The following is a 23,186-nucleotide window of genomic DNA, read 5'->3' as shown; positions in this document are numbered from 1 at the left end:
AGCTGCCACCCGGCAACATGCACTACGGAAGTTTACTCTCCAGCGGATTTTTGCTCAGATAATCTGCGCACTCTACCGTCGGGCGATCGACCTTCTGTAGCTCCATACCATCATACTCAAGAACAGAGCCATCGCGCTCCAGCGGATAAATATCCAGCTTGCGGGTGACGTTATAATAACTGTCTGAACGCAGCATGATTTTACCCGGTACAGCGATCACGCGCTGCCACTGACGGCAGTCCAGCGTATCGCCCTCCTCCGTCACCACCAGCGTGGCAATCGCCTCTGGGCTCACCATTTTGCTCTGCGGCCCTTTTGACTGCCAGTACCCTGCCAGATGCGCCGGGACGGGGTGTTTGATCACTTCCTGATAGTTATCCACCTGAACGCACCCGGTCAGTGCCAGCAGCGCGCCAGCAATTGCTATTTTTTTCATCATCTTTCCTGCATTCGAAGAAAAAAATATTGTGGCATTAAAGCGCTTGGGCTGCCAGCGAAGATCGAAGGGGCTTAAACCTGCATCCCATCACATGAGCATACATTTTTCATAATCGACAAAGATCGTCCAAGAGCGCACCAAATAACAGATGGTTATAGTCGTCGAAAATTTCAGTCGTCTAAGTTCACCTTAGAGCGAGTGCTGTTTTATGCCCCATGCATGCCCCATCACATCACCGGACAGTCGTCGAACTCTCCAGAGCGTGCATCGTTGATGCTGTAGGTGATCACCCCAAACACCGGCCGAGAAGTATCCGAGGTGTCATCCTTCGATGGTAACGGCTCCCTCCTTCCATTTTCAGGGTTCTCCAGACATGGATGCAGTAGCGTCCTGTAGCGCATGATCCTGAACTCACCATCAACAGCACAGACAAGCAGAGAACCGTCTTTCGGTGTGAGCGATGAATCGACGATGAGCATGGCACCCTTCATGATACCCGCACGCAGGTATGTCGTTCCGGCTACCATCATGTACGTAGCTGATGGGTGAATGATAAGGCGCTTATCGAGCGATATGCGCTCTTCAACGTAGTCTGCTGCCGGCGACGGGAATACCATGATGCACCTCCGATAGTTGCTGTATTTATATACAGCATTACCGTTCGACGGTATCGATCAAGCACTAATAAAGTGCTACTATTGTAAGCTTATCTAACTGCATGTTAATGCAATGAATTTAGTCTCCTAACCATGGCCAGATGATGAACAACAATAAAATTCAATCAATACATTACCTTCGCGGCATCGCCGCTTTGCTGGTAGTGGGATTTCATGCAAGGCAAATGCTAAACGGAATGTTTGGAATAAAGGATTTAGGCAACTTCTTGCTACTCAACGGGCAGGCAGGAGTTGACCTTTTTTTCATTATAAGCGGTTTCATCATCTCTTACTCAACGCATGATAAGGAACGATCTTCTGCTGGGTCTTTTATTTTAAGAAGGTTTTTTCGCATTTACCCTGTATTTCTAGCATCATTATTTTTATGTTATTTAGTCGTCAATCACGTAAAGCCAATTGAAATTTCATCATTAATAAAATCAGCACTGCTTATTCATACTAACTATTCAATGCACGGACCATTCTTTGGTTATAACGTACTATATACAGCATGGACGCTCACTTATGAACTATATTTTTATATAATATTCGTAATTGCAATGTCTATTAATCATTATCATAGAGTATTGATTACCTCAACTCTTCTGTTGTTGCCGGGAATTCTCCTTCAAAATATTTACAACGATGAAATATCTCTTTCAGGAGACATGCATTTAAACGGAGCCAGCATCCCAATGCTTAATTTCTTTGCATCACCAATGTTGATTGAGTTTATATATGGGATGTTATTATATAAACTTGTGAGCAAAGTTAATTTATCAAAATATTCCGGGATAATATTATTCACTTGCCTTTCATTTGTTTTTATTTGCTATTTCAGTAATTTCAGAATTGGATCCGGACCGTTGAATTATGGCATATGGGGGCTAGCAATCATTGTTGGCTTAATGGTCTTTGAACATTCGCATGATATCGGCAAGAGCAGAATCCTGACGGTTCTTGGTGATATATCTTACTCACTTTATCTAACACACGTCATCGTGATTTATGTGATGATATATTACCCTAGTTACGTTCCTATGTATGAAAAAACTAGCGGAATATCTAGGTTTGCATACATGGTCTGTGCCTCAGTAACATTTTCCTGGTTAACGTATGAATATCTAGAAAAGCCGTTCATCATGATTGGAAAGCGAATAATCAAAGCAGTCCGTCGTCCATTACCAGCCAGTCATTCTCTGTAGCGCAGTTCCGTCTGTAGCCGACGTTGGGTCAGAGCCTCTTTTTATCCTGAGGCCTGACCCGCCATCACATAATCTTATCGCTCCTATCCGTAAAATTCCTTAGCTCCAGATTACTAGCATATTCGTGCTTTCGGTTTTCCTGGCTCGCCAAATATGATTGTTTGCCCACCTAATGCGTTTCCAATGGCAATATGGAGACAGCAAAAAGCCCACCGAAGTGGGCTAATTGCTTGCTGTGTAATGAATTTTAATCATTCACTTCCTTGCGGAAAAGAATAAGTTTTGATGTTGCGAGATTCACAAACATCCCGGCAATGCTACCTGCTGCAACTCCGATTATTGGATGCTCTAAAACAATTCCGTACGATGATATAAGCCAACTGTACAGGCCATAGTTAACAGCACCACCGCATAGCATAAGCAAGAGATAAGACACGAATTCTGAACCAGCCTTCATGTTTGATCTTTTCCCTTTGAAGGTAATGCTCCTGTTGAAGATCCATGTAAACAGAACTGCGGAAAAAAAAGAGAGGCCTCTCGCTATGTAAGGCCCTAGGCTTCCTATTAGCAGGTACAGAACTGCAGTATCCACAAGAAAACCAAGACCTCCGCTGATAGCGAAGAAAAATAACTCTCTTAAAACCTTCATCATTTTTCTTTGCCCATGAATGGAAGTGGTATTCCAAGATATACCAACCTCTTCATTTCGTGTCGTCCTCTGGTAACGTTATCCAGGATTAACCCGCAGACAAATGAAAGTGCAGCGGCGATCATAATTGAGGCAGCTAAAATTGCGGTTGGAAATCTGGGAACAAGGCCAGTTTCAAGGTACTCTGTGAGCAGAGGGAATCCGAGAATAACTGATGTCAAAGCCATAAGCAGTGCGCAGATACCGAAGAAGGCAAATGGTCGCTCAGTGATATAAAGCCGCGCAATCATCTTCAGGATGCGGAATCCATCGCGATATGTTGAAAGCTTGCTGACAGAGCCTTCGGGTCGCGCACCATATTCCGTCATCACTTCACCATAAGGCATTCGCAGTTCAAGAGCATGCACCGTGAGCTCTGTTTCTATCTCGAAGCCACGAGATATAGCCGGAAATGATTTCACGTATCTGCGAGTGAATGCGCGATAACCTGACAACATGTCAGTAAAATTGCCGCCGAATATCTTAACCACGCTGTGAGTGAGCATGTAGTTGCCCCACTGGTGACCGCGCCTGTAAGCCTCTCCGGTAATCTCTTCTTTTGTCTTTCTGCACCCGACAACCATATCAAGGTGATTGTCAAGAAGCTTGTCTACCAGCGATTTAACTGCTCCTGCCTCATAGGTCGCATCACCATCCACCATCACGTAGATATCAGCCTCTACGTCTGCGAACATCCGTCTTACAACGTTTCCTTTCCCTGGTAATTTTACCGAGATAACCTTTGCTCCTGCAGCCTCTGCAACTTGTGCCGTGCGATCGCTTGAATTGTTGTCGAACACATAAATGTCGATCTCAGGCAATGCCTCTCTGAACCCATAAACAACAGACTCTATCGCTGATTCTTCGTTATAGCATGGAACAATTAATGCTACATGCTGACCACGGTAATGCATACAAACCTCGGTTAATTATTTCTTGTTTTGATAGACAGCAAAATAAATGGAACGCTAACGGATGTGGCCATGATGGACCAGTAGGCGTACCTGAAATCTGATGCTACGCCTACAAACAGATAAGCAAGCAGATAAAGGAAGCTGGATGTATTCAAGGCAATGATTAAGTTTTTCGCTTCTCCTTTGCTTGCAAACAAGCCATACAAAGAAAATGCCAACGAAACTATTAACCAGAATCCAGGCTTAAACAGTGGAGTGTCGCCAAGGAAATCAGTTATTCCTTGTAATGCAACAAAGGCTTCGGTCTTTTTGTATTCGAATCCTAATGAGTTACTTGCCGTCCTGTCCTCAAGAATCCCTCCTGGTTCCCACAGCAGGCTCTTAAAGTTTTCATAGCGATGCTGAAGGTATGCAGTTGGCTGATGGTAAATAGCTTCCAGCCATTCCCCCATCAAAGACCCATCATCCCATGATCCAGATGCAACAAGCCTTTTAAGAACGAAGCCACATGGCCCCCAAGCATAGCTGTTCCACGAACGCGAGTCGTAGCACTCATTCCTTATTTTGCTATCTTCTTCATCGCTCCACTCTTCTTTGAAGTGGTTGCTATCAGAGAAGTGTGATATCCCGCCAATATCAAAAACTATAAGCGACTGAAAAGCCTTTGATTTTGACGCATCGAGGATTTTGTAGTTGAAAACTGAGGTAAATAGTAATGCGCACAGCGGGAATAAAACGAGTGCAAACGCCAGCTTTTTCCATGCCCATGGTTTCTCATCTACGACCAGCAGCCATGCCAGTGGGATGAGGCCGAATATGGCATTGAACCTAAACATGCTTCCAATTATCAGAAGGATGCCTGCAAAGATAATAATCTTTCTTTTCCCTGTTTCATTCCGGTTGGCGATGACTACCAGGCCAACTGCAAGCATCCATGTTACGGCATGGAAAACATCTTTCAGAATGTGGCTTAGCGTACCCAAGGCAAACGGCATGAACCCAACAACAATCACTGACAGGGAGAGGTATTTATGTTTTGCTGGAATTGATGCTGATAGCAGTAAAAGAGAGCCCCAGTACATTAAGCATTCCAGAAGGAGCATGCCGAATGGGCCTGGTATTATCTTATCTGTAATCGACCATATGAAGCTCATTACTGGTGGATGCCAGTCTGTGAATATAAATCTTGAGCCTTGCTGATACTGGTCAAGGGCGTCACTGCTTACTATGCCAGGATAAAACGCTAAGAGCGTAATTATCAGCCCAAACAGTGACAACAAAATCTGAGGCGCAGACCTCTTAAAATCTATCCTTGTTATTGACATTGAATCATCTAATTTCGGGTTTTTCCTGAGGATTTAGGCAGGGATTTTCACACATGAAGTGTAGCCAGGCAAGATCTTTGGGGCTGTAATGGGGGGTTAAAAGGCCGCCGAAGCGGCCCGTTTTTTGTTACAGGGCTGTGCCATCAGAAACGCTTAATGGGTCAGTTCCTCGCTTGATGCGAAGTCCCGTACCATCATCCCATAATCTTATAGCCCCAATCCTCAAGAATCCGCCATTCCAGTTGCCAGGGAAGTTAACGCATTCATTTCTTCCCTGATCTGCATACATTACCGTTTGCAACCCAAGAATATTTGCAAGAGGAGTTGGTCCTGTAGATTTGAAGCCATACATCCTGACATGAGAAGTGTTATCCGTCTGAAGAGGCACGTATGCGGATCCTACAGCGACAACAAATGGATCATTTATCGTTACCTGAGAGTTTCCTGTGACTGTTATCGCACTAACACCGGACAGGTTGATGTTATAAGATGCCTGCAGTCCATTAATGGAAGCTTGACTATCGACAATATCAACCAGTCTTCCGTCTCCGGAAACAACTGTCAGATTCTCTATACCATACGTATTGATGTTCATGCCGTTACATCTTGTCAGGAACAAAGCATAACGCGTTCTTGTATCTTCGCTATAACAACTGGTCATGGATGTGTAGTTCATCTCCGTGAATATCCAACTGTACTTGTAACCAACAATACCAATGCGCTCAAACGTTCCTGATGTACCAGAACCTAATCCGTTTTGAATTGGTGTTACGTTAACTCCTACAGTTCCTGTTATTCCTGTTGGTGCAGAGAAATAACATCCACTAAAGGAGTATGTGTAAATATTTCTCGCATCAAAGCCTACAAGACCTCCAACGGACCAGACGCTTTTAAGGTCAAATGCATTACCAAATGGGCAGTAGATTCCATAAGCTGATGATGCACTACTGGCATTTTTTATGTAGCAGTTTTTGACTGACCAGTATCGAGCAAATTGCCCTGCAGTGTGAGCAACCACGATCTGAGCTTGTTTATCTGAGAATGTTGAGGTGTAATCGACACCTACAGGAGTGGTCGCATTTGGAGCGTCAGTTGATGAAAGTAATTGTCCACCATAGGTAATATCCACCCCGAATTTCGCATTAAATTCTAGGTGCCTACCTGTTTTCATAAGGATTGGCTTAGAAAAGTAGTACGCAGATTTATTGCCTCTAACTACTCTGTTTGTACCTTGCTCTGCGTTTTTAAGTGCCAACTCAAGATACGACCAGTCATCATCAGCTGTTAATCCAGTACCTTTTGCTCCTATGGAGTCAAAACACACCTCTCCATTCGAAATATCCAGATACCATACAGAGCCATTAGCATCTGTCACTGCAAGCTTATTAAGCTGAAGCGGTGTCTGGCTTGGAGTTGCCGTTTCGGCAGAACGTACCCATATCGCGCTTACCAAAAATATCGTAGTAGCCAGATGTGCGCACTACCTTGATTTGGGGTACAAGGCTTGAAGCCATAAGTGCTGTAACAGTGTTTAAATCGGCAGAGGTAAAATAGTCCGGCGCCGTTGCGCCGGATACCGAGCCAATAGACGCAGCACCTACTGAGCTTGCCAGCATGCTTCTGAGGGTTGAATCTCCAACACTGAGCCATGCACCTGTCCCAACACCTCCAGTCGAGCCAGGCGTAGAACCATTCGGCACAATCTTACCTGATGGAAGAAATGAACCATCCCAGCGATAGTATTCTCCGTCAGTGGTATCTTTTAAAATCTGATTGGGGAGCGTTAACGTTGCCCCTGCCTGGAATGTACCAATAGGGATCCACCCATACTGAGCAATAGCCTGCTGCGCGATCCAGCGCAAACCTTCAATGGTGTAATGCTCGTTACCAAACCGGTCAATATAAGTATTAACCAGCGAGGTAACAAACTCGTCAATTTTACCGGCGTTAAACTGCAGATCGCGCGGCGATTCGCTTGGAACAGGCAAGTTGGTAGGTTGCGTAGCCATATTTATTCCATAAAAAAACCCGGCGCGGTGGTCGGGATGGGTCTTATTGGTAAATCAGATCGCTATACTCAGCGAGAGTTAATGCGGTACTTCCCTTGCCGTCAGGTTGCTTGGCAGTGATTGTCCACTGCCCTGCATCGAGCTCCTGTGACGTGGCAATGACGTACCGGGAAGACGACTGGACGTCAACACCGTCGAACAGATTAAGGTCAATGTCTGGAATGGCAGCAGTAAAGCCAAACGCGGTGTCAGTGCGCGGGGATCCCTGGTATCGTGCAGTAGTGGCACCGGATGAATCCGTGACCTGCACAAACATGGTTCCGGAGAAGTTGATACGCTAACTCGTCTCAAAGTCATTGCCGCCCCGTGACACAATGTATCCGGCCTGCTGGTTGGTGTCGTATGTGTCCGGCACCTGAACCATGTCGCCAATGTTTACCCATTCTCCATCAGCCATTGCTGTAATAGCCATGGTCATACGGGAGAAAATGAGCCTCTTACACTCGCGCAGCGCCCGCTCGTCAGCCTGGAATCTGTTCCTTACATACAGCATTTCGAACTTCTTCGCTTTGGCCGGCGATCCTTCAATAATGGAACTCCCTGATATCCGGTACCGGACAAAGTCCTGCTTATTGGTGTCCGGGTTACGGAACTGCACTTCAACGCCGTCATAACCGCCTGGGAGCGTCATATCGTAAGAAAGCGAGTAACCATCTGGCTTTGTGTTTGAGCGGTTGAATATTGTGGCCGCAGACGTTTTCCTGCTGTCTCGGGTGAATGACAGCACACCGTTATAGTCATAAACGGACACGCTGGCTGCGTCACAGATGGTCTCCATTCGCGAACCGAGCGACACATCCTCATCATCAAAGGTGTAATCGAAGTATCCGAGTCGCGGATCGATGGCGTCGATTTCAGCCTGAATCTGGTACAGGCCGTAAATGTCAATGCTCGACTCCGGCTGCTGACCGACAACGAGCCAGTTAAACAACGCGATATCCGCAAATTTCCGTGACGGTCGGAGCGTATAATCAACCTGCTGCGTCGTCATGTTGTAGCTGATAACGTGGCGGGTGATCAGCGCGTTGTATTTCCTGTCACGGCTTCCGGTGGCGTTCTCTGTCGCCCGGACGACTATTTTCACCAGCGTGTCATCAGGATGTACAACATTGGTCCTGACATTGATGGCATGTATCTCTTCAAGCTGTATTTTGCTGTCACTTGCGCTGTTTTTTATGCGCTCAAGTGAGACGGCATAGCGTCCGTACCCAGCTGCTGGAGTTTGCTTATATGTCCGGTAGTAGGTTTTCGAAACGCCCTTTATCCCTTCTACAATCGCATAAGTCCCCGTCTCCTCTGTGCCTGGGATCTGATCATTATTATCATCGACCTTCCACCATTTAATTTTGGAAGAGTCGTTATGCTGCCCGGCGTAACCGGCAATTACGTGGATCTATAGCTGAGCTGACTGCACCGGGGAAATAAACGGGCCTACCACAAGCGTTCCGTTATCGGCCAGGATAAATTTTGTTGTGTTGATGGTTACGCCTGATAAATCAAAGCCCGGCGCTGAGATTTTATTGAACGTGAAAGTGTAATACTTAACCGGGTTAATGACGCTTCCGTCGTCACTTTCAACGATGCTTATCATCGACCCTGAAAGCTGCACATCTTCCGTTACAGAACCACCCGGCACCGGCCTGGTTACATTGCTCGTGAAAGTAACCGGGTGAGGAATGATCAGACCAAGGAAATAGTCAAAATCAGCCTGTTTTACGATTTTCATCGCAATTTCATCACCAGCGTAAACGCCACTTATGACGGTTGTCGCCGTCGTGCTTTCAATTGGCATGCCTTCTTTTTCGTTTGGCCCGAGAAGTTCCTGCCCGTCAACGTCGTCAAACTGGTAGCCCTCGATGAACTGGGGGATCACTTCACCGGGCTGATAAATGGTGTAACTTGCTCCCGCCATTGAGCCAAGATTAGTTTCAGAGAACCGCACATAGGTGATGTCATATTTCCCCAGGCCAAAGCACATAAGCTCAGTTACGTATTTCAGCCAGGTGTTATCTGCGCCGCCAGGGACATATTCAAAAACTGATTCCTGGGTGAGGTCAGGGAACGCCCTGATCTGCCCGAAGTTATCAGGCTTAGCCTCATCATTGCGCGCGATGTTGGCCTGCCCCTTCAGGCTGTTGTTTGGCGATGTTTCACTGTTCCCGCTTGAAGCGCTCGCATTGGGTTTTGGCATCAGGCCGGCAAGAACCTTCTGCGTAAACTTGATCGGGTTGAGGTGCTTGAGCGTTCCCGCTGCAAACCTGATCCGCTGACGCGCGACGAGTTTGTGAGGATGATTAACGCCTGCGCCCACTAGCAGCTGAAAAACATGTGTTCGCTGGCCGTGTATACGGGCGTACGGCACGGAGAACTCGTGTCGCTGGCCCGGGAAGATATCGATCTGAAAGCGGGTACGATGATGACCCGCCGGAACCACACTTTAACGAAGGAGTTCACCCTTCCGAAAACTGATGCCGGGACGGACCGCGTCATCAACCTAATTCAGCCGACGATCGACATGCTAAAGAGCCAGTCCGAATTAACACGTCTCGGTAAGCAGTATCAGATGGAGGTGAAACTGCGCGCATATGGCCGTGCCGGGCATCATTACGCAGTTCGGTCGATCAACCAGTCGTGGGAAGCGGCAATGCGACGCGCCGGGATTCGCTATCGCAGAGCATACCAGTCCCGACACACGTATGCATGCTGGTCGTTAGCTGCCGGTGCCAACCCGAACTTCATCGCGAAGCAAATGGGCCACACCGACGCGCAAATGGTTTACCGGGTATACGGATCCTGGATGGCTGAAAATAACCAGGACCAGGTACTCATACTCAACCAGAAATTGAGTGAGTTTGCCCCATCCATGCCCCACGCTGTGGGATCGGATGGTTATTAATTATAAATATCATTAGGTTAGGCAACTTAAACCTGCATGCCCATCACTTCCTGATAAGCAGACACAAGCTTGTTACGCACCTGAATCCCCATCTGCAGGGAAACCGAGGCTTTTTGCAAATCGGTCATCACATCATTCAGTGCCACGCCCGGCTCGCCGAGGGTGAACTTCTCCGCCTGAGTACGTGCGGCGGTCTGGGTATCGCTGATACGGTCAAGCGCGGCGTGCAGTTGTCCTGCAAAACTGATGCTCGGTTGTTCTGCCACATTCTGATTACGGGCCGTCATCGCCGTTGCCTGCAACTGACTGATCACCCCTTCAATACCCTGTATAGCCATGACTCTCCCCTGAATGGTTTTTTACGGGGTCAAGACTAACAGCTTGTCAATAAGATAATGGCGGTAAATAGCGTGAAAAAACCAGGTTATTTGACGCATAGAAAATCCTGAATCATCAAATAATGGCAGGGCCATCAATATGGAACTTTTGTCGTGTTTGCCGACCCGGGAGTCAGTTTTGTTTCTCTACACGAATAACGTAAACCACCAGGATTTAAGAGGTGCGCAATGAGTGCAACAGCATCGACAGCGCCACAAAATAAATCACTCGAGTGGATGAACCGCCTTCGCGCGAATCCTAAAATCCCGTTGATCGTGGCAGGCGCTGCCGCAATTGCGATCCTTGTAGCGATGGTCTTGTGGGCGAAAAGCCCTGATTACCGCACGCTTTACAGTAATCTTTCCGATCAGGATGGCGGTGCCATCGTCACCCAGCTTACCCAGATGAACATCCCTTATCGCTTTGCGGATAACGGCGGTGCGCTGGAGGTACCGGCTGATAAGGTGCACGAACTTCGTCTGCGCCTGGCGCAACAGGGACTGCCAAAGGGCGGTGCGGTAGGTTTTGAACTGCTGGATCAGGAAAAATTCGGTATCAGCCAATTCAGCGAGCAGGTGAACTACCAGCGTGCGCTGGAAGGTGAGCTGGCCCGTACGATTGAAACATTGGGTCCGGTGAAGAGTGCCCGTGTGCACCTGGCCATGCCTAAACCCTCCCTGTTTGTCCGCGAGCAGAAATCCCCGTCGGCCTCCGTCACCGTTAACCTCCAGCCTGGCCGTGCAATGGATGAAGGACAAATCAGCGCGGTGACCCATCTGGTCTCCAGCGCCGTTGCCGGTCTCCCGCCGGGTAACGTGACGCTGGTTGATCAAAGTGGTCATCTGCTGACCCAGTCCAATACCGCAGGCCGCGATCTGAATGACGCGCAGCTGAAATACGCCGCGGATGTGGAAGGTCGCGTGCAGCGTCGCATCGAAGCCATCCTTGGCCCGGTCGTGGGTAACAGCAACGTGCATGCGCAGGTTACCGCGCAGATTGACTTCTCTAATAAAGAACAGACCGAAGAGCAATATAGCCCGAATGGCAACCCGGCTCAGGCGGTAATGCGCTCTCGTCAGGTCAATGAAAACGAACAGGTTGGCGGCGCATACCCAGGCGGTGTGCCGGGCGCACTGTCTAATCAGCCAGCACCGGCTAACGCGGCGCCAATCTCAACGCCACCGGCTAATCAGCAGAACGGTCAACAAACGAATCAGCAGACCACCTCAACAGCCAGCACCGCCGGTCCGCGTACCAGCAGTCGTAACGAAACCACCAACTACGAAGTGGACCGTACCATCCGCCACACCAAACTGAACGTGGGCGATGTACAGCGTCTGTCGGTTGCGGTGGTGGTGAACTACAAAACGCTGGCGGATGGCAAGCCGTTGCCGTTGACCGCCGAGCAGATGAAACAGATTGAAGACCTGACCCGTGAAGCGATGGGTTACTCCGAGAAGCGCGGCGACACGCTCAACGTGGTGAACTCACCGTTCAACTCGGTTGAAGAGTCAGGTGGCGAACTGCCGTTCTGGCAACAGCAGGCGTTTATCGATCAGCTGCTGTCCGCAGGTCGCTGGCTGCTGGTTCTGATCGTCGCGTGGCTGCTGTGGCGTAAGGGTATTCGTCCTCAGCTCCAGCGTCGTGCTGAAGCTGAAAAAGCGGCGCGCGAACAGGTCAGTACCCGTCAGGAAGTGGAAGATGCGGTTGAAGTTCGCCTCAGCAAAGACGAACAGATGCAGCAACGCCGTGCTAACCAGCGTATGGGCGCCGAGGTCATGAGCCAGCGCATTCGCGAAATGTCAGATAACGATCCGCGCGTCGTGGCGCTGGTCATCCGCCAGTGGATGGGTAACGAACATGAGTAACACGCTTTCAGGCACCGATAAAAGCGTCATCCTGCTGATGACCATTGGCGAAGACCGTGCGGCCGAGGTGTTCAAACACCTCTCGCAGCGCGAAGTACAGATTCTCAGTGCGGCAATGGCAAACGTACGCCAGATCTCTAACAAACAGCTGACGGAAGTGCTGTCTGAATTTGAGCAGGAAGCCGAACAGTTTGCCGCGCTCAACGTCAACGCCAACGACTATCTGCGCTCCGTGCTGGTCAAGGCGCTGGGCGAAGAGCGTGCTGCCAGCCTGCTGGAAGACATTCTGGAAACGCGCGATACCGCCAGCGGTATCGAGACGCTCAACTTTATGGAACCGCAGAGTGCCGCCGACCTTATCCGCGACGAGCACCCGCAGATTATCGCCACCATTCTTGTCCACCTGAAACGTGGCCAGGCGGCCGATATTCTGGCGTTGTTCGAAGAGCGCCTGCGTCACGATGTGATGCTGCGTATCGCGACCTTCGGTGGTGTCCAGCCAGCCGCGCTGGCGGAGCTGACCGAAGTGCTGAACAACCTGCTCGATGGCCAGAACCTCAAGCGCAGCAAAATGGGCGGCGTGAGAACGGCGGCAGAGATCATCAACCTGATGAAAACGCAGCAGGAAGAAGCGGTCATTACCGCCGTTCGCGAATTCGACGGCGAGCTGGCACAGAAAATTATCGACGAGATGTTCCTGTTCGAAAACCTGGTCGAAGTGGACGATCGCAGCATCCAGCGCCTCCTCCAGGAAGTGGACTCCGAGTCGCTGCTTATCGCCCTCAAAGGTGCCGAGCAGCCGCTGCGCGAGAAGTTCCTGCGCAACATGTCTCAGCGTGCGGCAGATATCCTGCGCGACGACCTTGCCAACCGTGGCCCGGTCCGTCTGTCTCAGGTGGAAAACGAACAGAAAGCCATCCTGCTTATCGTTCGTCGTCTGGCGGAAACCGGCGAGATGGTGATTGGCAGCGGAGACGACACCTATGTCTAATGAACTGCCGTGGAAGCGCTGGACGCCCGACGATCTGGCGCCTCCCCTGTCAGAGTTCACACCCGCCGTGCTGTCGCCCGAAGAGGGCGACCCGGATGTCGAGCAGCCTGAGCTGAGCGAAGAAGAGCAGCGCGCGCAGATGCTGGCCCAGCTGCAGATGCAGGCCCATGAGCAGGGCTACACGGCTGGCCTGAACGAAGGACGCCAGAAAGGCCACGATCAGGGGTATCAGGAAGGTCTGGCCAAAGGGTTAGAACACGGCATTGAACAGGCGCGCCAGCAACAGGCTCCACTTCACGCCCGTATGCAGCAGCTGGTCAGCGAGTTTCAGCACACGCTGGATGCGCTGGACAGCGTCATTGCCTCAAGGCTGATGCAGATGGCGCTGGAAGCCGCCCGTCAGGTGATCGGCCACGCGCCGGCGGTGGACAACACCGCGCTGATTAAACAAATTCAGGGCCTGCTTCAGCAGGAGCCGCTGTTCAGTGGGAAACCGCAGCTGCGCGTGCATCCGGACGACCTCCAGCGCGTGGAAGAGAGTCTGGGCGCGACGCTGAGCCTGCACGGCTGGCGTCTGCGCGGCGACCCGTCGCTGCATCACGGAGGCTGCAAGGTCTCTGCCGATGAAGGCGACCTGGATGCCAGCGTTGCGACCCGCTGGCAGGAACTGTGCCGCCTGGCAGCACCGGGAGTCGTCTGATGACTGCACGCCTCACCCGCTGGCTCAACACGCTCGATAATTTTGAAGCGAAGATGACGCAGCTGCCGTCCGTTCGCCGTTACGGACGACTCACGCGTGCCACCGGCCTGGTGCTGGAAGCCACTGGCCTGCAGCTTCCGCTGGGAGCCACCTGCGTGATTGAGCGTCAGGATGGACTAGAGACGCGTGAAGTTGAGAGCGAAGTCGTCGGCTTTAATGGCCAGCGCCTGTTCCTGATGCCCCTTGAAGAAGTTGAAGGCATCCTGCCCGGGGCGCGCGTGTATGCGAAAAACATCAGCGGCGATGGACTGCAAAGCGGGAAACAGCTCCCGCTTGGCCCTGCCCTGCTTGGCCGCGTACTGGACGGAAGCGGTAAACCGCTGGACGGTCTGCCCTCGCCGGACACCACCGAAACCGGCGCGCTGATCACCCAGCCGTTTAACCCCCTTCAGCGTACCGCCATCGAACATGTCCTCGACACCGGCGTGCGCCCGATTAACGCCCTGCTGACCGTAGGCCGCGGGCAGCGTATGGGCCTGTTTGCCGGCTCAGGGGTGGGCAAATCCGTCCTGCTTGGCATGATGGCACGCTACACCCAGGCCGATGTCATCGTCGTGGGTCTGATCGGTGAACGTGGTCGCGAAGTAAAAGACTTTATTGAAAACATTCTCGGTGCAGAAGGCCGTGCCCGCTCGGTGGTCATCGCCGCACCGGCGGATGTCTCACCGTTACTGCGTATGCAGGGTGCTGCGTATGCCACCCGTATCGCGGAAGATTTCCGTGACCGTGGCCAGCACGTGCTGCTCATTATGGACTCACTGACCCGCTATGCGATGGCGCAGCGTGAAATCGCTCTCGCCATCGGAGAACCTCCGGCGACCAAAGGTTATCCGCCTTCGGTCTTTGCCAAGCTCCCGGCGCTGGTCGAACGTGCAGGAAACGGCATCAGCGGCGGCGGCTCAATCACCGCTTTTTATACGGTTCTGACCGAAGGCGATGACCAGCAGGACCCGATTGCCGACTCCGCGCGTGCGATCCTCGACGGTCATATTGTGTTATCGCGCCGTCTGGCCGAAGCCGGTCACTACCCGGCAATTGATATCGAAGCATCAATCAGCCGTGCAATGACGGCATTGATCACAGAGAAGCACTACGCCCGCGTGCGTAACTTCAAACAACTCCTCTCCAGCTTCCAGCGCAACCGCGATCTGGTGAGCGTGGGGGCGTATGCCAAAGGCAGCGACCCGATGCTCGACAAAGCGATTAGCCTGTGGCCGCAGCTGGAGGCGTTTTTGCAACAAGGTATTTTTGAACGCGCCGACTGGGAAGACTCACTCCAGGCACTGGAGCTGATTTTCCCGCAGGTGTAACACAGGTGGAGGGCGAAGGTCATGGCGCAAAACAGCGCGTTATCAACGCTGAAAGATCTGGCTGAGAAAGAAGTTGATGATGCCGCATTGCAGCTTGGCGCAATGCGACGCGGGTGCCAGCAGGCTGAAGAGCAGTTGAAGATGTTAATCGACTATCAGCATGAATATCGCACCAACCTCAATACCGATATGACACAAGGCATTGGAAGCCAGCGCTGGATTAACTATCAGCAGTTTATTCAGACGCTGGAAAAGGCGATTGAACAGCATCGCCAGCAGCTTAACCAGTGGACCCAGAAAGTCGACACCGCGCTGAATTTCTGGCGCGAGAAAAAGCAGCGACTGCAGGCCTGGCAGACCTTACAGGACCGACAGATCGCGGCAACGACCCTGGCGGAAAACCGTCTGGATCAGAAGAAAATGGATGAGTTTGCCCAGCGCGCATCAATGAGGAAACCGGAATGATCACATTGCAACAACTGCTGATGACCGACAGCGACCTGTCGGGCGGCATGCAAACAGGGAAAGGCACTGACGGTGCACAAGACTTTCTTTCTCTGCTGGCAGGCGCCCTGACTGACGCAACAGGCCAGGGCAACGATGCGCCGCTGACGCTGGCTGACCTGAAAGCAGCCGGCAGTAAGCTGTCAAAAGTTGCTCAGGAAGCCGGGGGAGAGAACACCCTGCAGGACAAAATAGCCAACCTGCTCTCGCGTCAGCCAGCCCTGACAGGCGATGAACCGACAGCAGCCACCCCGCTGGAAACCCTCGTTTCCGGGCTGGTGCCGGTTTCAAAAGGTGATGCCCTGAAGACCCTGAGCGCGGTGAAAACGCAGGATGACAGCAAAAGCGAGCTGAGCGAAGAAGAGCTGGCAGGGTTGAGCGCGCTGATGGCGATGCTGCCCCACCAGCAGACGGCAACGCCGGTGGCCTCTGGCGCGACAGGTATTGGCGTGACGGCGAAATCAACGCTGAACGCTGCCGCGCTTTCGCAAAATGGTGCAGGTCAACAGTCCATGAGCACCCTGCTGGCGGGCCATGAAAAAGCGCAACAAGCGTCGACTTATCAGGCGCAGGCGCAGGCGCAAAACGCCGATCCGTCTCAACCGGTCAACGCACCGGCGACCCCGATCGTGGCCGCCGCCGCTGAGAAGCAGGATCTCGCCAGTTCACCCTCTTCAACAGCCCCGACCGCAACGCTTGCGCCCGTCATTTCCAGCAACGTCACCAGCCACGCTGCCGCAACCGTTGCCACGGCACCGGTATTGAGCCAGCCGTTGGGAACCCAGGAGTGGCAGCAATCCCTGAGTCAGCACATTACGTTGTTCACGAAACAGGGCCAGCAGACCGCAGAGTTGCGTCTGCACCCGGAAGATCTGGGCCAGGTCCAGATTACCCTGAAACTGGATGATAACCAGGCACAGCTGCAAATGGTGTCGGCGCACAGCCACGTGCGTGCGGCCCTGGAAGCTGCACTGCCGGTCCTGCGCACGTCGCTTGCTGAGAGTGGCATTCAGCTCGCGCAAAGCAGTGTCAGCAGCGAGAGCTTTGCCGGACAGCAGCAGTCCTCCTCTCAACAGCAGCAACAGGCTTCACGTTCCGGTAATACCGGCGGTTTTAATGATGAGAGCGATGAGTTACTGCCTGCCCCTGCCGCCCTGCAATCCGCGGCGCGTGGCAACAGTGCCGTAGACATCTTTGCCTAAACGCCAGAGGTAGCGTGATTATCCCCGTCTTTTCCACGCTTTGACGACAGCAGGACACGGGATAATCACCTTATTAAGCTGTACCGAAACAGGAAGCTCGTATCAGATGACTGACTCCGCGATCACCAAAAAAAGCAAGCGTTCCATCTGGATCCCGCTGCTGGTGTTAATCACGCTCGCCGCCTGCGCTACCGCGGGCTATAGTTACTGGCGTATGCAGCAGGAACCTTCTACCGCTGCAGCCAAAGCCGAACCGCCTCCTCCGCCGGCACCGGTATTCTTCCCACTGGATACCTTCACCGTGAATCTGGGTGATGCGGATCGTGTGCTGTATGTGGGTATTACGTTACGCCTGAAAGATGAAGCCACGCGTGCGCGCCTGAATGATTATCTTCCTGAAGTGCGTAGCCGTCTGCTGCTGCTGTTCTCTCGTCAGGACGCCTCTACACTTGCTACCGATGACGGTAAGCAAAAGCTGGTCGACGCCATTAAACAGACGCTGGCGACCCCGCTGGTAAACGGTCAACCCAAGCAGGAAGTCACTGACGTTCTGTATACAGCCTTCATACTGCGGTAACGACATGGGCGACAGTATTCTTTCTCAGGCAGAAATCGACGCGCTTCTTAACGGCGACAGCGATAAGAACGATGATCCGCAACCGGGTATTGGCGGCGATAGCGATATTCGTCCCTATGATCCCAATACCCAGCGCCGCGTAGTACGTGAACGTCTGCAGGCGCTGGAGATCATTAACGAACGTTTTGCACGTCAGTTCCGTATGGGGCTGTTTAACCTGCTGCGTCGTAGCCCGGATATCACGGTCGGTGCGATCCGCATCCAGCCGTATCATGAGTTTGCCCGCAACCTGCCGGTGCCAACGAACCTTAACCTGATCCACCTGAAACCGCTGCGCGGCACAGGTCTGGTGGTGTTTTCGCCAAGCCTGGTGTTCATTGCGGTGGATAACCTGTTTGGTGGCGACGGGCGTTTCCCAACCAAAGTGGAAGGGCGTGAATTTACCCACACCGAGCAGCGCGTCATCAACCGCATGCTGAAGCTGGCGCTGGAATCTTACAGCGACGCGTGGAAAGCGATTAACCCGCTGGAAGTGGAGTACGTACGTTCTGAGATGCAGGTGAAATTTACCAATATCACCACCTCCCCGAACGATATCGTCGTGAATACCCCGTTCCATGTGGAGATCGGTAACCTGACCGGTGAGTTCAACATCTGCCTGCCGTTCAGCATGATCGAACCGCTGCGTGAACTGCTGGTCAACCCGCCGCTTGAGAACTCACGCAACGAAGATCAGAACTGGCGTGAAAACCTGGTGCGTCAGGTTCAGCATTCTCAGCTTGAGCTGGTGGCGAGCTTCGCGGATATCCCGCTGCGCTTATCCCAGATCCTGAAATTACAACCCGGCGATGTTTTGCCGATAGAAAAACCCGACCGCATTATTGCCCATGTGGATGGTGTCCCCGTGCTGACAAGTCAGTACGGCACAATTAACGGTCAGTATGCGTTACGCGTTGAGCACTTGATCAACCCGATATTGAATTCGCTGAATGAGGAACAGCCCAAATGAGTGACATGAACAATCCGTCCGATGAAAACAGCGGAGCACTGGACGATCTGTGGGCTGACGCGTTAAACGAGCAAAAAACGACTCCGGCCAAAAGTGCAGCGGATGCTGTGTTCCAGCAGCTCGGCGGCGGCGATGTCAGCGGTACGCTGCAGGATATTGATCTGATTATGGATATCCCGGTTAAGCTGACCGTGGAACTGGGCCGCACCCGCATGACCATTAAAGAGCTGCTGCGTCTGACGCAGGGTTCCGTGGTGGCCCTTGACGGTCTCGCCGGCGAACCGCTGGATATTCTGATCAACGGTTATCTCATTGCCCAGGGTGAAGTCGTGGTGGTTGCCGATAAATACGGCGTGCGCATCACCGACATTATTACGCCATCTGAACGTATGCGTCGTCTGAGCCGTTAAGCATGAAAACCCAGGCAACAATATCACAGCCCTCTGCCGTTCCCGGCTCTCCGCTGCTCCAGGTGAGTGGCGCGTTGCTCGGTATTATTGCCTTTATTCTTATCGCCGCATGGCTGGCGAAGCGCTTCGGCCTGGCGGGTAAAACCGCCGGCACCCGCGGTCTGAAGGTCAGCGCCAGCACGACACTGGGGCCACGCGAGCGCGTGGTCGTTGTCGATGTGGAAGATGCACGGCTGGTGCTGGGCGTGACTGCCTCCAGCATCAACGTCTTGCATAAACTGCCGCCAGCCCCGGCAACGGGTGACGAGCGCGCAGAAGTCCCTGCGGATTTTCAGTCCGTCATGAAGAGTTTGCTTAAGCGTTCCGGGAGATCCTGATGCGCCGTTTGTTATCCCTTACGCTTGCGGGCGTCGGCCTGTTTGCCCCTGCGGTTTACGCGCAACTGCCCGGTCTGGTCTCAACCCCTCTTGCAGGCGGCGGGCAAAGCTGGTCTCTGCCGGTGCAGACGCTGGTTTTCATCACCTCGCTGACGTTTATTCCGGCGATCCTGCTGATGATGACCAGCTTCACCCGAATCATCATCGTCTTTGGTCTGCTGCGCAATGCGCTGGGCACCCCGTCCGCGCCGCCTAACCAGGTACTGCTGGGTCTGGCGCTGTTTTTAACCTTTTTCATTATGTCGCCGGTTATCGACAAGATTTATACCGACGCATACCAGCCGTTTAGCGAAGATAAAATCTCCATGCAGGAGGCGCTCGATAAAGGGGCTCAGCCGCTGCGGGAGTTTATGCTCCGCCAGACCCGGGAAGCGGACCTGGCACTCTTCGCCCGCCTGTCCAATACCGGCGAGCTTCAGGGACCGGAAGCCGTTCCGATGCGTATTCTGCTGCCTGCGTATGTCACCAGTGAGCTGAAAACGGCCTTTCAGATTGGCTTTACCATCTTTATTCCGTTCCTGATTATCGATCTGGTGATCGCCAGCGTTCTGATGGCGCTCGGGATGATGATGGTGCCCCCGGCCACCATTGCCCTGCCCTTTAAGATCATGCTCTTTGTCCTGGTCGATGGCTGGCAACTGCTGGTCAGTTCGCTGGCGCAGAGTTTCTACAGTTAAGGAGCCGTAATGACGCCAGAATCGGTCATGATGATGGGCACGGAAGCGATGAAAATCGCGATAGCCGTTGCCGCGCCGTTACTGCTTGTCGCGCTGGTGACCGGTCTGATTATCAGTATCCTGCAGGCCGCCACGCAGATTAACGAAATGACGCTGTCATTTATCCCAAAAATCATCGCCGTGTTCGTGGCGATTATCGTTGCCGGGCCGTGGATGCTGAACCTGTTGCTGGACTACATGCGCAACCTGTTTACCAATCTGCCGTACATCATCGGCTGACCCGACGATGCTGCACTTCACCAGTGACCAGTGGGTTCAATGGCTTGGCGTCTATTTCTGGCCGATGCTGCGTATCCTGGCGCTGATTACAACGGCCCCCATTCTCAGTGAGAAAACGATACCCAAGCGCGTCAAAGTGGGGCTGGGCATCATCATCACCATTATCGTCGCCCCTTCTCTCCCGCCCGTGGATATTCCGATCTTCTCGGCGAAAGCGGTGTGGGTTGCACTGCAACAGGTGATGATTGGCGTGGCCGTAGGCTTTACCATGCAGCTTGCCTTCGCGGCCGTGCGGACCGCCGGCGAACTGATTGGCCTGCAAATGGGTTTATCATTCGCCACGTTTGTGGATCCCGGCAGCCACCTCAACATGCCGGTGCTGGCGCGCATTATCGATCTGCTCGCCATGTTGCTGTTCCTGTCGTTCAACGGCCATCTGTGGCTGATCTCCATGCTGGTGGATACTTTCCATACGCTGCCGATTGGGGAAAACCCGGTGAACAGCAACGCGTTTCTGGCGCTTACGCGTGCGGCCGGGCTTGTTTTCCTGAACGGCCTGATGCTGGCGCTGCCGATTATCACCCTGCTGCTGACCGTGAACCTCGCCTTAGGGTTACTCAACCGAATGGCACCGCAGCTCTCGGTGTTCGTCATTGGTTTTCCGCTGACGCTGACGGTCGGTATTTTATTAATGTCATTACTGATGCCCCTTATCGCCCCCTTCTGTGAGCACTTATTCGGCGAGATATTCAATCTGTTAGCAGATATTGTCAGTGAGCTACCGCGTAAATAATAGCCCTCACAGTTGATATTGTCTTTCTGAGGATATTCCTAAAATAAAACGTGAAAAACATCTTCCAGGATATATCTGACGGGGTTTAATTGTTTCTAACCACCTCACAATACTTAATATTTACTTTACTTTAAGAAGATTCCTGGCAAATTATACGTAACTTTACGGGATAGTGAGTCCGCCTGAAAGTCTTTGTCATGCTCACAGGTTTATTAATTTTTTCCATCCCGTATGGCTGTTATGAGCTCTCAGGCAGATGGTGAATTATCGTTACGCATTGAGTGAGGGTATGCCATGTCAACGATCATTATGGATTTATGCAGCTACACCCGGCTAGGGTTAACCGGGTACCTGGCAAGCAGAGGGGTAAGAAAGAGAGACATCAACGATGCACACACCGTTGACGAACTCGCAGCCGCTTGTGACGAACTTAAACCAGGCGTGGTGTTTATTAATGAGGACTGTTTCATTCACGATCCAGCCAACAGTCAGCACATTAAGCAAATCATTAATCAGCATCCAAAAACCCTGTTTATTGTTTTTATGGCGATCGCGAATATCCATTTCGATGAGTATTTGTTGGTTCGTAAAAATTTATTGATCAGTTCTAAATCGATTAAACCAGAGTCGCTGGATGACATTCTGGGTGATTATTTGAATAAAGAAGTTAAAAATGTAGGAGCGGTTAACTTACCCACCCTATCATTAAGCAGGACTGAATCAAGCATGCTGCGAATGTGGATGGCAGGGCAAGGGACTATTCAGATCTCAGACCAGATGAATATTAAAGCCAAAACCGTTTCGTCACATAAAGGAAATATTAAAAGGAAAATTAAAACGCATAATAAGCAAGTGATCTATCACGTGGTACGCCTCACCGATAATGTGACGAACGGGATTTTCGTCAACATGCGTTAGTCGCTAAAAAAACCCTTTGCACCCTACCTTTGATCTCTGGCCTGGCCAGAGATTTTTGCTTCTGTGGACAGTGTCGGGCGTGCCAGTCGCCACCCGACGCCATGCTATTGCGCTTTCTCTACAAAGATGCCATCCGGGTGTCCCAGTTCGTTAAAAAACCAGATGCCGAGCGGGTAGTCTTCAAGTGATACCAGGTACATCGTGCCTTCACTAAACTCTTCAATTGCCAGGACCACACCCGGGCGGCGCGGCCCACCGTCCGTTTTAACGGTTACCCGATCGTTGACCTTCATACGTTCCTCCTCTGGTTTTGAGCCAGTGTAGAACAAAACGCCTTAACTGGCATCGCTGCCCGGTGTGAATGGCGTTTTTGTGCGCAGTCTATACTTACGGTTGGAGACGGCAAAATGAGGTACCCCGTAATGAAGACCGACAAAGAGTACAGCGACACCATCAAACGCGAGGTTGAGGTGGATGTCGATGCCCTGCTGGCCGCCATCAATGAGATCAGTGAGTCAGAAGTCCGTCGTTCAGACGACAATTCAGACAGGGTCATTGTGAACGGAAGGGATTATCACACCTACCGTGAACTGGCGGAGGCCTTCGAGCTTGATATACACGATTTTAGCGTGTCTGAAGCAAATCGTTAGGACGAAAAAAATCCCGGTCATGGGGATGGCCGGGATCAAAACTTGCTTATGCAAGAAGCACTTGAAAATTCGTTACACCAGGAAATCTGATGTACACAAAACACTATCCTCAACCATTTTGTATGACAAGCATATATTCTCATGGCGAATATAATATTTGGTACATAATAAATTTAGTTATGAGGGACAACATGCGCTGCATGCGGGTTTGGCAGGAGAGAGACCCTTTTG

General features: G+C 51.8%; 24 protein-coding genes and 3 pseudogenes. 17 read left to right on the top strand and 10 right to left on the bottom strand.

All coding sequences use genetic code 11. From position 1 onward, the window contains the following. Nucleotides 1-22: 22 nt before the first annotated feature. Together yedD and BJ887_RS04505 are read right to left on the bottom strand one after the other, a co-directional pair. Complete coding sequence (gene yedD / locus BJ887_RS04510; RefSeq protein ID WP_020883340.1) at nt 23-436, bottom strand: lipoprotein YedD; 414 nt, start codon at nt 434-436, stop codon at nt 23-25. Between the two features lie 230 nt (nt 437-666). After that, nucleotides 667-1,056: a S24 family peptidase gene (locus BJ887_RS04505; protein WP_050737006.1), complete on the bottom strand. Its 390-nt coding sequence runs from the start codon at nt 1,054-1,056 to the stop codon at nt 667-669. A 140-nt stretch (nt 1,057-1,196) separates the two neighbouring features. Between BJ887_RS04505 and BJ887_RS04500 the strand changes: the two genes are divergently transcribed. Beyond that, a complete protein-coding gene (locus tag BJ887_RS04500) occupies nt 1,197-2,300 on the top strand; it encodes an acyltransferase (protein ID WP_121339386.1) in 1,104 nt (367 codons plus the stop codon). Between the two features lie 247 nt (nt 2,301-2,547). Here the strand turns inward: BJ887_RS04500 and BJ887_RS04495 are convergent, their stop codons facing one another. The 6 genes and pseudogenes from BJ887_RS04495 to BJ887_RS04465 all read right to left on the bottom strand — a co-directional run bounded on the left by BJ887_RS04495 (nt 2,548) and on the right by BJ887_RS04465 (nt 8,641). Beyond that, nucleotides 2,548-2,952: a GtrA family protein gene (locus tag BJ887_RS04495; protein ID WP_050737008.1), complete on the bottom strand. Its 405-nt coding sequence runs from the start codon at nt 2,950-2,952 to the stop codon at nt 2,548-2,550. Next, on the bottom strand, nt 2,949-3,902 hold the full coding sequence (locus tag BJ887_RS04490) for a glycosyltransferase (protein WP_050737009.1): 954 nt from the start codon (nt 3,900-3,902) through the stop codon (nt 2,949-2,951). Before BJ887_RS04490 ends, BJ887_RS04495 begins: the two co-directional genes overlap by 4 nt. An 11-nt stretch (nt 3,903-3,913) precedes the next feature. Next, nucleotides 3,914-5,227, bottom strand: a complete 1,314-nt coding sequence (locus BJ887_RS04485) for a hypothetical protein (RefSeq protein ID WP_121339384.1) — start codon at nt 5,225-5,227, stop codon at nt 3,914-3,916. 127 nt (nt 5,228-5,354) lie between these two features. After that, nucleotides 5,355-6,602: a hypothetical protein gene (locus BJ887_RS23025; protein WP_229216797.1), complete on the bottom strand. Its 1,248-nt coding sequence runs from the start codon at nt 6,600-6,602 to the stop codon at nt 5,355-5,357. Between the two features lie 237 nt (nt 6,603-6,839). Then, nucleotides 6,840-7,236 (bottom strand): annotated as a pseudogene (locus tag BJ887_RS04475) (hypothetical protein); the annotation flags it as partial. A gap of 337 nt (nt 7,237-7,573) precedes the next feature. Further along, the gene (locus BJ887_RS04465; protein ID WP_320729663.1) at nt 7,574-8,641 is read right to left on the bottom strand and encodes a host specificity factor TipJ family phage tail protein; all 1,068 of its coding nucleotides are present in this window, start codon (nt 8,639-8,641) and stop codon (nt 7,574-7,576) included. A gap of 882 nt (nt 8,642-9,523) precedes the next feature. Between BJ887_RS04465 and BJ887_RS04455 the strand changes: the two are divergent. Continuing rightward, nucleotides 9,524-10,192 (top strand): annotated as a pseudogene (locus tag BJ887_RS04455) (site-specific integrase); the annotation flags it as partial. Nucleotides 10,193-10,218: 26 nt separating this feature from the next. Here the strand turns inward: BJ887_RS04455 and fliE are convergent. Further along, complete coding sequence (gene fliE / locus BJ887_RS04450; RefSeq protein WP_014170728.1) at nt 10,219-10,530, bottom strand: flagellar hook-basal body complex protein FliE; 312 nt, start codon at nt 10,528-10,530, stop codon at nt 10,219-10,221. Nucleotides 10,531-10,758: 228 nt separating this feature from the next. Here fliE and fliF point away from each other — a divergent pair, with 228 nt between their 5' ends. From fliF to rcsA, 14 genes and pseudogenes are all read left to right on the top strand, one after another. Further along, nucleotides 10,759-12,438 (top strand): flagellar basal-body MS-ring/collar protein FliF, encoded by a 1,680-nt coding sequence (fliF, locus tag BJ887_RS04445; RefSeq protein ID WP_014170729.1) that lies wholly within the window; start codon nt 10,759-10,761, stop codon nt 12,436-12,438. Then, nucleotides 12,431-13,429, top strand: coding sequence for a flagellar motor switch protein FliG (gene fliG, locus BJ887_RS04440; RefSeq protein ID WP_014170730.1), 999 nt, complete (start codon nt 12,431-12,433; stop codon nt 13,427-13,429). Before fliF ends, fliG begins: the two co-directional genes overlap by 8 nt. Continuing rightward, complete coding sequence (fliH, locus tag BJ887_RS04435) at nt 13,422-14,129, top strand: flagellar assembly protein FliH (RefSeq protein ID WP_032678466.1); 708 nt, start codon at nt 13,422-13,424, stop codon at nt 14,127-14,129. Before fliG ends, fliH begins: the two co-directional genes overlap by 8 nt. Further along, entirely contained in the window at nt 14,129-15,499 is a 1,371-nt protein-coding gene (gene fliI / locus BJ887_RS04430) for a flagellar protein export ATPase FliI (protein ID WP_032680683.1), read from the top strand. The genes fliH and fliI overlap by 1 nt, the downstream gene beginning before the upstream one ends. A 21-nt stretch (nt 15,500-15,520) precedes the next feature. Continuing rightward, nucleotides 15,521-15,964 carry a flagellar export protein FliJ gene (gene fliJ / locus BJ887_RS04425; protein ID WP_014170734.1) on the top strand — a complete coding sequence of 148 codons (444 nt, stop codon included), beginning with the start codon at nt 15,521-15,523 and terminating at the stop codon, nt 15,962-15,964. Then, complete coding sequence (gene fliK / locus BJ887_RS04420) at nt 15,961-17,205, top strand: flagellar hook length control protein FliK (RefSeq protein ID WP_121339374.1); 1,245 nt, start codon at nt 15,961-15,963, stop codon at nt 17,203-17,205. The genes fliJ and fliK overlap by 4 nt, the downstream gene beginning before the upstream one ends. A gap of 106 nt (nt 17,206-17,311) precedes the next feature. Next, nucleotides 17,312-17,782: a flagellar basal body-associated protein FliL gene (gene fliL, locus BJ887_RS04415; RefSeq protein WP_020883336.1), complete on the top strand. Its 471-nt coding sequence runs from the start codon at nt 17,312-17,314 to the stop codon at nt 17,780-17,782. A gap of 4 nt (nt 17,783-17,786) precedes the next feature. Continuing rightward, a complete protein-coding gene (fliM, locus tag BJ887_RS04410; protein ID WP_014170737.1) occupies nt 17,787-18,791 on the top strand; it encodes a flagellar motor switch protein FliM in 1,005 nt (334 codons plus the stop codon). Continuing rightward, nucleotides 18,788-19,201, top strand: coding sequence for a flagellar motor switch protein FliN (fliN, locus tag BJ887_RS04405; protein ID WP_014170738.1), 414 nt, complete (start codon nt 18,788-18,790; stop codon nt 19,199-19,201). Before fliM ends, fliN begins: the two co-directional genes overlap by 4 nt. Before the next feature lie 2 nt (nt 19,202-19,203). Further along, nucleotides 19,204-19,578, top strand: a complete 375-nt coding sequence (gene fliO / locus BJ887_RS04400; RefSeq protein ID WP_025203802.1) for a flagellar biosynthetic protein FliO — start codon at nt 19,204-19,206, stop codon at nt 19,576-19,578. Next, nucleotides 19,578-20,315: a flagellar type III secretion system pore protein FliP gene (fliP, locus tag BJ887_RS04395; protein WP_008500316.1), complete on the top strand. Its 738-nt coding sequence runs from the start codon at nt 19,578-19,580 to the stop codon at nt 20,313-20,315. The genes fliO and fliP overlap by 1 nt, the downstream gene beginning before the upstream one ends. A gap of 9 nt (nt 20,316-20,324) precedes the next feature. Beyond that, nucleotides 20,325-20,594, top strand: a complete 270-nt coding sequence (fliQ, locus tag BJ887_RS04390) for a flagellar biosynthesis protein FliQ (RefSeq protein WP_008500315.1) — start codon at nt 20,325-20,327, stop codon at nt 20,592-20,594. A 7-nt stretch (nt 20,595-20,601) separates the two neighbouring features. Beyond that, nucleotides 20,602-21,403 (top strand): annotated as a pseudogene (gene fliR / locus BJ887_RS04385) (flagellar biosynthetic protein FliR). Nucleotides 21,404-21,681: 278 nt separating this feature from the next. Next, nucleotides 21,682-22,305: a transcriptional regulator RcsA gene (gene rcsA, locus BJ887_RS04380; protein ID WP_008500313.1), complete on the top strand. Its 624-nt coding sequence runs from the start codon at nt 21,682-21,684 to the stop codon at nt 22,303-22,305. Nucleotides 22,306-22,409: 104 nt separating this feature from the next. On the opposite strand, the gene dsrB is transcribed toward rcsA, so the two are convergent. Beyond that, on the bottom strand, nt 22,410-22,598 hold the full coding sequence (gene dsrB, locus BJ887_RS04375) for a protein DsrB (protein WP_020883333.1): 189 nt from the start codon (nt 22,596-22,598) through the stop codon (nt 22,410-22,412). Nucleotides 22,599-22,727: 129 nt separating this feature from the next. Between dsrB and yodD the strand changes: the two genes are divergently transcribed. Then, nucleotides 22,728-22,955 (top strand): YodD family peroxide/acid resistance protein, encoded by a 228-nt coding sequence (gene yodD, locus BJ887_RS04370; protein ID WP_008500310.1) that lies wholly within the window; start codon nt 22,728-22,730, stop codon nt 22,953-22,955. Nucleotides 22,956-23,186: the final 231 nt, after the last annotated feature.

This window comes from Enterobacter sp. WPR_3_1, from assembly GCF_003635055.1.
GTDB classification, from domain to species: domain Bacteria; phylum Pseudomonadota; class Gammaproteobacteria; order Enterobacterales; family Enterobacteriaceae; genus Enterobacter; species Enterobacter ludwigii.
Note: the sequence above shows the minus strand (reverse complement) of the source record. Positions and strands in the feature narration are given on the sequence as shown.